Annotated in this window: 5 protein-coding genes; 4 read left to right on the forward strand and 1 reads right to left on the reverse strand. The window is 33.3% G+C overall.

The features are described from left to right. Window positions 1–80: 80 nt before the first annotated feature. The 4 genes from fabF (at window position 81) to pyk (ending at window position 4101) form a co-directional block, all read left to right on the forward strand. Entirely contained in the window at window positions 81–1334 is a 1254-nt protein-coding gene (fabF, locus tag QZ824_RS09495; protein ID WP_291275783.1) for a beta-ketoacyl-ACP synthase II, read from the forward strand. A gap of 3 nt (window positions 1335–1337) precedes the next feature. Continuing rightward, the gene (rnc, locus tag QZ824_RS09500) at window positions 1338–2090 is read left to right on the forward strand and encodes a ribonuclease III (protein ID WP_291275784.1); all 753 of its coding nucleotides are present in this window, start codon (window positions 1338–1340) and stop codon (window positions 2088–2090) included. A gap of 107 nt (window positions 2091–2197) precedes the next feature. After that, window positions 2198–2668 carry an IPExxxVDY family protein gene (locus QZ824_RS09505; protein WP_291275785.1) on the forward strand — a complete coding sequence of 157 codons (471 nt, stop codon included), beginning with the start codon at window positions 2198–2200 and terminating at the stop codon, window positions 2666–2668. A 2-nt stretch (window positions 2669–2670) separates the two neighbouring features. Then, window positions 2671–4101, forward strand: a complete 1431-nt coding sequence (pyk, locus tag QZ824_RS09510; RefSeq protein WP_291275786.1) for a pyruvate kinase — start codon at window positions 2671–2673, stop codon at window positions 4099–4101. Between the two features lie 127 nt (window positions 4102–4228). On the opposite strand, the gene QZ824_RS09515 is transcribed toward pyk, so the two are convergent. Next, entirely contained in the window at window positions 4229–8461 is a 4233-nt protein-coding gene (locus QZ824_RS09515) for a T9SS type B sorting domain-containing protein (protein ID WP_291275787.1), read from the reverse strand. Between the last annotated feature and the right edge of the window lie 61 nt (window positions 8462–8522).

Consider the following 8522-nt stretch of genomic DNA (forward strand, 5'->3'; position numbering starts at 1 on the left):
ACATTATGTAATACCCATTGTTTCTTTTAAAATTCATTAAAAGCACTTTGGGTTTTTTTATATAACTTAAACCAAAACATATGCAATTAAGACGTGTAGTAGTAACAGGACTTGGAGCGCTAACTCCTATCGGGAATAACTTAGAGGAGTATTGGCAAGGTTTGATTAGTGGAAAAAGCGGTGCGGCTCCTATCACCTATTATGACACAGAAAAACATAAAACTAAATTTGCTTGCGAAGTTAAAAACTTCAATGTTGAAGATTTTATCGACAAAAAAGAAGCCAGAAGAATGGATAAATTTGCTCAATATGCAATTGTAGCAAGTGATGAAGCCATTAAAGATGCTGGTTTAGTTTTAGAACAATTAAACAAATATAAAGTTGGTGTTATTTGGGGTGCTGGTATTGGTGGATTAGAAACCTTCCAAGAAGAAGTACTTAATTACGCCAAAGGAGACGGGACACCTCGTTTCAATCCTTTTTTCATCCCTAAAATGATTGCAGATATTGCTCCCGGACATATTTCAATGAGGAATGGATTTATGGGACCAAACTACACAACTGTTTCTGCGTGTGCTTCTTCAGCTAACGCTTTGGTGGATGCTTTTAACTATATCCGTTTAGGCATGTGTGATGTTATTGTATCTGGTGGGTCTGAAGCTGCTGTTACTATCGCAGGAATGGGTGGTTTCAACTCCATGCAAGCCTTATCAACTAGAAACGAATCTCCAGAAACTGCTTCAAGACCTTTTGATGCTACTCGTGATGGATTTGTACTTGGTGAGGGTGCTGGCGCTTTAGTGTTAGAGGAATACGAACACGCAAAAGCTCGTGGTGCAAAAATATATTGTGAAGTTGGTGGCGGAGGATTATCTTCAGATGCTTACCACTTAACAGCTCCACACCCTGATGGAATTGGGGTAATTGCAGTGATGCAGAACTGTTTAAATGATGCAGGACTAAAACCTGAGGATATTGACCATATCAATACACATGGAACTTCAACTCCTCTTGGAGATGTAGCAGAATTAAAAGCAATTAGTGCCGTATTTGGTGAACACGCAAAAAACATCAATATCAACTCTACTAAATCAATGACAGGACACTTGTTAGGTGCTGCTGGAGCTATTGAAGCCATTGCTTCAATACTTGCTATCAAAAACGGCATTATTCCTCCAACAATCAATCACACTGTAGTAGATGAAAACATTGACCCATCATTAAATTTAACTTTAAACCAAGCTCAAAAAAGAGAAATTAAAGTTGCCATGAGTAATACTTTTGGTTTTGGTGGACATAATGCTTGTGTGTTATTCAAAAAATTAGAAGAATAATAGATGCGTCGCATTTTAAAGAAAATATTAAAAAAATCCCCCTCTTCAGAACAAGATGGGGTTTTTTTTCAAAAATTAACTACTATCCTTGGTTTCCAGCCTACTACGCTTAGATATTATGAAAAGGCTTTTACTCATCGATCTGCTAACAAATTAGATGAAAAAGGAAATCAAATCAACTATGAACGATTAGAATTTTTAGGAGATGCTATGCTTGGTAGCGTAATAGCCTCTCATTTATACAATGAAGTCCCTTCGGGCGATGAGGGTTACTTGACCAAAATGCGCTCTAAAATTGTAAGTAGAGAACATTTAAATGAATTGGGACGCGATTTTAATTTAATTCAATTTGTTGAGAGTAAAGTAAATCCCCAACATTTTGGTGAAAATATTCACGGAAATATTTTTGAAGCTTTCATCGGAGCTATATATCTTGACCGAGGCTATACTTATTGTGAAAAATTTATTCAAAATAAAATCATCAAACCTTATGTTGACATAGCTAAACTAGAAGGCAAAGTAATTAGTTATAAGAGTTTGATTATCGAATGGTGCCAGAAAGAAAAGAAAAGTTTTAAATTTGACATCTATGAAGATAATGGGAAAGAAGGTGCAAAATTTTTTGGCGTTAAACTTTATATTGACGAACAAATTGTAAGCAAAGCCCGTGCTACTTCGAAGAAAAAAGCGGAAGAAACAGCTGCCAAAAGAGCTTTTTTTGTTTTTCAAGAAAAAATATCTAGAAAAAACAATTAATCTTTTTATCAACTAAAACGTTTTAGTTTCATTTTTAACGATTTGATATATTAATTTTATGGTTTTTAACCGTTATAAATCCTATCTTTACGAATAATTAAAATCGAATGGCTCATCTAAAATTAACAATCGATGATTTTTACTCAAATGATTTTGAGTTAATTGCCATTCATACAACAATTGAAGATTACAAATTAGCTTATCTTATTAATCGAAGTTTAGAGTTATCACTCAGTAAAAATCAAAAGGACATTTGCATCCAATCTAATAATGAAACTGGATTTTTTCCTTGGTTTTATTTTGATGATGATAAACATGATTTAATTTGGAATTTAGTTGCAAACAAAACAGTTGTTACTAAATCAAATGCATCTATTGGCTTATTTGATGAAGATCAAGTTACGTTTCATCTTATACCCGAACTAAAAAAAGCTGATTATTTATTAAAGATTGAAAATTTGGACGATCATTTTAACACTCAACTTGTTGTAAATAAAATAATTGAAATTAATCAAGTATCAACCTGCTACATTGCTGATGTTGATGCTATAAAATCGATAAACAATTTAATTTTTTAAATATGCATACCTCTAAAAAAACAAAAATTGTTGCCACATTAGGACCAGCATGTAGTACAAAAGAAATAATGAAAAATATGATTGATGCAGGAGTAAACGTATTCAGAATCAATTTTTCACATGCTGATTACACAGATGTTAAAGAGAAAATAGATATAATTAGAGAACTTAATAAAGAGTTTGGATACACCACTTCTATATTAGCAGATTTACAAGGACCTAAGTTACGTGTAGGTGTAATGAAAGAAGATGTAATTGTCTCAAAAGGAGACATAATTACCTTTACAACCGCAGAAGACATCCTTGGAACAGCTAAAAAAGTGTATATGAACTACAAAGCATTCCCTTCAGATGTTAATCCGGGTGAAAGAATCTTATTAGATGATGGAAAATTAATTTTTGAAGTTATCGAAACCGATAAAAAAACAGAAGTTAAAGCAAAAGTTGTTCAGGGCGGGCCTTTAAAATCTAAAAAAGGAGTTAACCTACCAAACACTAAAGTTTCTTTACCTGCTTTAACACAAAAAGACATCAAGGATGCCGTATTTGCTATTGAAAATGAAGTCGATTGGATGGCACTTTCTTTCGTAAGAACACCTGATGATTTGCAAGATTTAAAAGATTTAATCGCGCAGCATTCAGATCATAAAATCCCTATTATTGCAAAAATTGAAAAACCTGAAGCTGTAGAAAATATTGACAGAATAGTTATTAATTGCGACGGTTTAATGGTAGCTCGAGGAGATTTGGGTGTTGAAGTTCCTGCACAAGAAGTACCGCTAATACAAAAAAAATTAATTTTGAAAGCTAAAACAGCTCGTATTCCTGTAATTGTAGCTACTCAAATGATGGAGACCATGATTACAAGTCTAACTCCCACAAGAGCTGAAGTTAATGATGTGGCAAACTCAGTAATGGATGGAGCTGACGCAGTGATGTTATCTGGGGAAACTTCTGTGGGTAACTATCCTGTTCAAGTTATTGAAACTATGACAAATATTATTGAAAGTGTAGAAGACTCATCGTTGATTCAAGTTCCTCATGTGGCTCCAAACATCAAAAATTCTCGTTTTATAACTAAATCTGTTTGTTTCCATGCTGCTTTAATGGCTGATGATATTAATGCAAAAGCAATTACCACTTTAACAAATAGTGGATATACCGCTTTCCAAATTTCAGCTTGGCGACCAAAATCACATATTTTAGTATTCACTTCAAATAAACGGATTCTTACACAATTAAATCTTTTATGGGGAGTGCGCGCTTTCTATTATGATAAATTCGTTAGTACAGATGATACTATTGAAGATATTAATGCTATTTGTCAAGAACGTAAATATGTTAAAAAAGGAGATATGGTGATAAATCTAGCGGCTATGCCAATTGCAAATAAAGGAATGGTCAACACTTTACGAGTATCAGAAGTCGAATAATACTAAAAGAAATTTTAAAAGTTTCTTTTTAATATATGGAATAGAAAATTCTTTCCATTGATCAATACCCCATCCAACTAATTATCAACTTATAAGATAAAAAAAGGAAGCTTTCATCTTCCTTTTTTTATCTTTTTAATGAAAAATGAGACTTAAAAATAGATTTTTCGCCTCTTGGTGTGGTGTATTCAATAGTAAACCAATAATCAGTTGAAGGTAAATCTTTACCATTAAGTTTACCATCCCATCCTATAGATGCTGGTGACATTTGTTTAATTAACTTCCCGTAACGATCAAAAATATTAATTACAGCTCCTGGTTGATGTTTAAAATCCGTAATATTCCAATAATCATTATATCCATCTCCATTTGGTGTAAAATAATTCGGATAATTAATGATATGAATTGGTCCAACAAAAGATGGTGAACATCCTGCCAAAATATCATAAATATGAACATTATAAATACCCGTTTCTAAATTTGTAAAAAGATTACTCGTTTGAATTTCACCAAAAGTTCCATCTGGATACTCCAATTGATAAACATATTGACCAAATCCGCCATTTATAACAACAGAAATAAAAGTATTCCATTCAAAAGCATTACTTACCTCATATCCAGCTGATGCAGGACCCGAAGCAAAAACCGTAACAGTCGTGTCTCTATAATTACAATCGGCGCCAATGTCTGGTGTTAGTTTAATAAATTTTACGTCATAAGTACCTGCTTGAGAAGCTATATAATTTGGTCCCGTTCCCATTAACACGCCATTTAAATACCAATTTACTGTATAAATAGCTGGATTTAATCCTGTTGAAATCGTATAAGTTCTCAAAGTATTATTTGTCACAGGATCAACACAAATAAATCCGTCTTGTAAAACTATATTTAATAAAGGGTAAACTGTAAAAGTAAAGGAAATTTCATCGTTACAATTTGTGTTATTTGTAGCTGAAGCATATACATAATATGTATACGTTTCTGGGCTTCCAGTGGTATTAACAATATTAAAATTGGTAATTGGGCCAACACCACCAGGTTGTGAAAAATAACCAATATTGTAAGGCACCGTTGGTAAAGTGGGTAAAGCATAAGTGCCACACTCTTCATTATCAAAAACTAATCCTAAAGCACTTAAATCAGGCGTTTTAGAAACGATAATATCAAAACTATCTCTAGCAGTACAGGTAATCCTATCTCCATTTTTAGCAACTACCCATATTTTTGTCACTGTATTTGGAGTATTAAAAATAGTTCCATTTGGAACAGGAATAGTTCCAGCTTGGTCATAAAAATAGCCAATAGAATAATTGTCTGGAGAAGGAGCTATATGTGTTAATGGTGGTAGAACATAATTTTCAAATTCACAAACGTTTATATCTGAATAATTAGGCAGATTTATACCTACGTAATTCACAGTAAAAGGTAAATCCCTCTTACATAATGTAACTGGATTAATATTATAAATATAAAAAGTGTTCGTATTATTGAAAACTTGGGAAGAATTAACTAAAGTTCCTCCTCCACTTGGACCTCCTGGAGCTGTATATATTTGTCCGTGTACTGGTGTTGGTATCGAATAAGGATTACATTCAAACCGATCTAAGACACCATCTGTTGGCGGAAATGGATTAATATTTATAGTAAATGCCTGCTCGGTAGAACATCCATTAATATCTGGACCATAAAACATATAATAAGTTCCTGGGCTTAAGTTTGTCCCTGTTAAATCTATTAATTGACCAGGAATCAACTGGGTTTGACCCGGAACACTTGGGCCTCCAGATAATTTATAATAAACTCCTCCATTTGAAAGTAATGGTAATGAAAACTCTCCGCAATATGTACCGCTCGGATTAGGATCCATTACTGGCATAGGATAGATAGTTATATTAAAATTCAAATTGTTTGTACAATTAGGCAGCGTTGTTGTATTAGCAAAATAGTAAACTACTTGGGAAGTAGTAATTGGAATAGCAGGATCAATTGATGACCCACCACCAAAAGGTGCTGAAAAATATCCTCCAAAAGAAATAGCTGGTAATGTATATGAACCGCAACGGCTAATAGCTGTAAACTGTGAAGTATCAACCAAACTTACAACAAAAGGATCATTAGCTGTACAAGCCCTAGGTTGTCCCTGACTTGTGATATGGGGTGCCAAATTAAATACGTAATATGTACCAGGAAAATTAGGTCCATTCACACTAATTATATCTCCAGGATTCAATGTTAAACCAGATCCGTCTGCCATTGTATTATAAGAACCATGAATAAGCGGTGGTAAAACAAAAGAATCACAGGTAACTACATCTGAAATTTGATCAACTAATGGAACAGGATGAATATAAATAGTGAACAATTGATCTCTACAAAAAACACCGTTTACCTCAGCATAATAATAGATATTTTGAGTTATAGAAGTTGATCCTGTATTTGTAAAAACTGTGCCTGAAGGTATTAATGTGCCTGATCCACTTGGGCCTCCAGGAGCCGTATAAAAAGCACCAACATTTTTTGGAGGTATTGGAACAACAAAACTTCCACAATTATCTCGCTTAGGTACAAATTCATCAATCATCGTTATGAAAAATGAAGACTGATTTGTACAACCATTAGCATCTGGACCAACAAAAACATAATAAGTACCTTGTGAATCAATTATATCGCCTGGATTATATTGTGTTCCTGTACCATTTGGCCCAGAAAAAACTGTACCATTTGTTAAAATTGGAACAACAAAATCAGAACACTCTGTAGGATCTGGAATATCATCAACAATTGGTAACGGATTCACTGTAATGGTAACAGAAGTAGTATCAAAACATGATGAATTTGAGTTATCTTGAATTCTAATATGAACGGTAATTGTAGTTGCTCCGCTTGGGATAGTAACATTAGTAATTGGATTTGATCCTGAATTAGCTTCTGCAGAAGAAAGATGATAACTTACTGTATAACTTGAGGCAGATAAACCATTTAATACCTGAGGATCTAATGCATTCAACCCAAAAGAAGTGTCCGATCCTCCTGCTGATTGACACAATAAAACAGGTTGTGGTTGTGTGGCAATTACAGGATTATTTACAATTAAATTAAACGTATAAACGGCGTTACAAAATTTACCTGTAACTGTATTAAAAATTTTCAAGTAAATTGTTTGAGCTCCCGGACTTGAAAAAGCAGCAGGATTAGATATTGGTGTATTAGAGGCAATATCTGCTAAAGATTCATAATAAAAAACATCATAAATAGAAACATTGATTCCTAATTGTGATTCATTATTTGTACTTAAATTGAAGACATAACTCGATGCCCCCGTATTACAAGTCTGTAAATCGATGGGGTTACTTACAGCTAAATTAGAAAACACTATCGTATCAGTTATAAAGCAAGAACCTTTAACTGCCTCAACTTTATAAGTACCAAAAGTTGTTACCGTGTAAGAAGAGGCATTGGCTCCAGGAATAACAACACCATTTCTATACCATGTATAAGTGTAAGTATTATCTAAGTTTGTATTCAATATAGCTTCATCGCCATCACAGATAATTCGATTTGGCCCAAGATCTAACGTTGTTGTAAAACTTCCAGCAGCTAAAAAAACAGCTGAATCAAAATTAGCATCATTATAATCACCTATGACTAATCTTATTTTATACGGAGTATTAGGGGTTACTATAGAAGAGGCGTTCATTACTACAGTGTTACCACGCATATTAAGTGCAGCTGTTGGATTTCCTACATTATAAGTTCCAAAAAATATAGGGTTTATTGAAGCACAAGCATTGTTATGGGCTGAATTTCTAATGTCTTTAACAGTAACCGGTGTTGATGTGCCTGGAATAACAGCTAAATTATTAGATACTCCTGTATTTAAGTTTGTTAATACAAATGCAAAAACATCACTAAACCCACATTGGTATTGTCCATATTCATTTGAAGCAAATAAAAAATCAAAACTAAACTTACTTGAAAGAGGCACAAAATCAAACTCTAAAAAAGCTACATCTGTTATTGAACCCATTTGTCCACTTGAATTACTCAAATTTTGTAAATAAGGATCACTATTCGAATTTATTTGTGAATTCAAGTTGTTTCCAGTGTAAGCACCTGCAGAATAATTTGCTACTCCATTTCGAATTATTATGCCCTCATTAATAGGAAAAACAGAACCATTTTTATTAAAATAAGCCACTGATTGAGGGGAAGAAATACTAATGTTAGAAACTTCAACACATGAATTCCCCAATAACAAATTAACCAGTTGAGCTGGAGAATTTGTTGTATCATCAACCGTAATAGTTTGAGAATAGGCTGGCAACAAAAACAAAACACTTAATATAGTGAGTAATCGCATAGCTTTAATGTTGGAGATTTAATTCATTAAAAATAACAAAAAAGCCTATACAAAATAAAAA

This window comes from Flavobacterium sp. (assembly GCF_021151785.1).
Taxonomy (GTDB): domain Bacteria; phylum Bacteroidota; class Bacteroidia; order Flavobacteriales; family Flavobacteriaceae; genus Flavobacterium.

Bases quoted from the DNA above. Each gene is read 5' to 3' on its own strand.
- fabF (WP_291275783.1), top strand. From the start codon at position 81: ATGCAATTAAGACGTGTAGTAGTAACAGGACTTGGAGCGCTAACTCCT.
- rnc (WP_291275784.1), top strand. From the start codon at position 1,338: ATGCGTCGCATTTTAAAGAAAATATTAAAAAAATCCCCCTCTTCAGAA.
- QZ824_RS09505 (WP_291275785.1), top strand. From the start codon at position 2,198: ATGGCTCATCTAAAATTAACAATCGATGATTTTTACTCAAATGATTTT.
- pyk (WP_291275786.1), top strand. From the start codon at position 2,671: ATGCATACCTCTAAAAAAACAAAAATTGTTGCCACATTAGGACCAGCA.
- QZ824_RS09515 (WP_291275787.1), bottom strand. From the start codon at position 8,461: ATGCGATTACTCACTATATTAAGTGTTTTGTTTTTGTTGCCAGCCTAT.